This window comes from Streptomyces sp. NPDC037301 (genome assembly GCF_055602785.1).
In genome coordinates, this window is the sequence record NZ_JBVJWD010000149.1 from 1 (window position 1) to 2,321 (window position 2,321).

Below are 2,321 nucleotides of genomic sequence, written 5' to 3' on the forward strand. Positions count from 1 at the left end.
GGCGCCATCCAGACCCGCCTGCGTCTGAACCAGTACGACGAGGCCCGCGACATCGCAGCCCAGTACCAGGACATCCTCGGGAAAGAGAACTACTTCCTGGAACTGATGGACCACGGCCTGGACCTGGAGCGCAACGTCCGGGGGGGCCTGCTTCGTCTGGCGAAGGAACTCAGCATCCCGCTGCTGGCCACCAACGACGCGCACTATGTTCTCGAAGAGCACGCGGACGCGCACGACAACCTGCTGTGCATCGGCGTAGGCAAGGACAAGGCCGACCCGAACCGGTTCCGGTTCAACGGCACCGGCTACTACCTCAAGACCGCCGCCCAGATGCGGGAGCTGTTCTCCGAGATCCCCGAGGCCTGCGACAACACCCTCTTGATCGCGGAGCGCATCGAGTCGTACGCATCGGTCTTCGAGAACGTCGACGAGATGCCGAACTTCCCCGGCGTTCCCGAGGGAGAGACACAGGAGTCCTGGCTTCGCAAGGAGTGCCTCAAGGGCCTCGCCATGCGCTACGGCGACCCGATCCCGGCCGAGGTCCTCGAACGGTTCGAGACCGAGATGAAGGTCATCGGCCCGATGAACTTCTCCAGCTACTTCCTCGTCGTCGCCGATATCTGCCAGTACGCCCGCGACCAGAAGATCCCCGTCGGGCCTGGCCGTGGGTCGGCAACCGGCTCGATCGTCGCGTACGCCACCCGTATCACCGAACTGTGCCCGCTGGAGCACGGTCTCCTCTTCGAGCGGTTCCTGAACCCCGAGCGCATCAACCCGCCGGATGTCGACCTCGACTTCGACGACCGCCACCGCGACCGCATGGTGCGCTACGTCGTCGACAAATATGGCGACGAGTACACCGCCATGGTGAACACCTTCGGCAAACTCAAGGCGAAGAACGCGATCAAGGACACGTCGCGGCTCCTGGGCTACCCGTTCAGTCATGGCGAGCGGATCACGAAGGCCCTGCCGCCGGATGTGATGGGCAAGTCCATCCCGATCAGCGGGATCTTCGACGACAGCCACCCCCGCTACGGGGAAGCCGGCGAGATCCGGGCGCTGTACGAGAACGAGCCGGACGTCAAGAAGGTCGTCGACGGCGCCAAGGGCGTCGAGGGCCTGATCCGCAATACCGGTGTCCACGCGGCTGCCGTCATTCTGTCGAAAACACGTCTCACTGACCGCATTCCGCTCCACATGCGCGCCAAGGACGGCGTCAAGATCACCGGCTTTGACTACCCCAGTTGTGAGGACATGGGGCTGGTCAAGATGGACTTCCTGGGGCTTCGGAACCTGGGCGTGATCGACCATGCGCTGCAGAACGTCCGCGAAAACCGTGGCATCAACATCACCACCGACACGATGCCGACGGACGGCGCCCAGCAGATCCCGCTGGACGACGCGACCACCTTCCAGCTCCTGGCCAGCGGAGACACCTTCGGTGTGTTCCAGCTCGACGGCGGCGGCATGCGGACCCTGCTGAAGCTGATGGAGCCCTCCCGGTTCGAGGACATCGCGGCAGCCCTCGCCCTCTACCGCCCCGGCCCCATGGCCGCGAACGCGCACACGAACTACGCGCACCGCAAGACCGGCCGGCAGGAGATCGAGCCGATCCACCCGGAACTGAAGGAAGCCCTGGAGCCGATCCTGGGCAACACCTTCCACCTGCTCATCTACCAGGAGCAGATCATGGCCATCGCCCGGCAGCTCGCCGGGTACACCCTGGGCGGCGCCGACCTGCTGCGCCGTGCGATGGGTAAGAAGAAGCCCGAGGTCCTGGCCGCCGAGTGGGACAAGTTCTCCGACGGCATGATGAACAAGAACGGCTATTCCGAGGAGTCCACCAAGGCCCTGTGGGACGTCATGCTCCCCTTCTCGGGCTATGCGTTCAACAAGTCCCACACCGCCGGATACGGACTCGTCTCCTACTGGACCGCCTACCTGAAGGCGAACTACCCGGCCGAGTACATGGCCGCGCTCCTCACCTCCGTGGGGGATGACAAGGACAAGGCAGCGATCTACCTGGCCGACGCCCGGAAGCTGGGCGTTCAGGTGCTCCAGCCGGACATCAACGAGTCCGTCGCCAACTTCACCGCCATCGGCAACGACGTACGGTTCGGGCTCCGCTCGGTGCGCAACGTCGGCGAGGGCGTCATCGACTCCCTGGTCGATTCCCGCAAGTCCAAGGGGAAGTACGCCTCCTTCGCCGACTTCCTCGACAAGGCCGACATCGGGGCCCTCAACAAGCGGGCTGTCGAGTCACTGATCAAGGCCGGCGCCTTCGACTCGCTTCAGCACAGCCGCAAGGGGCTGTCTGCCGT

Annotated in this window: 1 protein-coding gene; it reads left to right on the plus strand. The window is 64.6% G+C overall.

Features of this window, described 5'->3' with window-relative positions; all coding sequences use genetic code 11:
* The coding region (gene dnaE, locus ACZ7IB_RS48975; protein ID WP_470921845.1) for a DNA polymerase III subunit alpha at positions 1–2,321 on the plus strand (2,321 nt) is incomplete at both ends.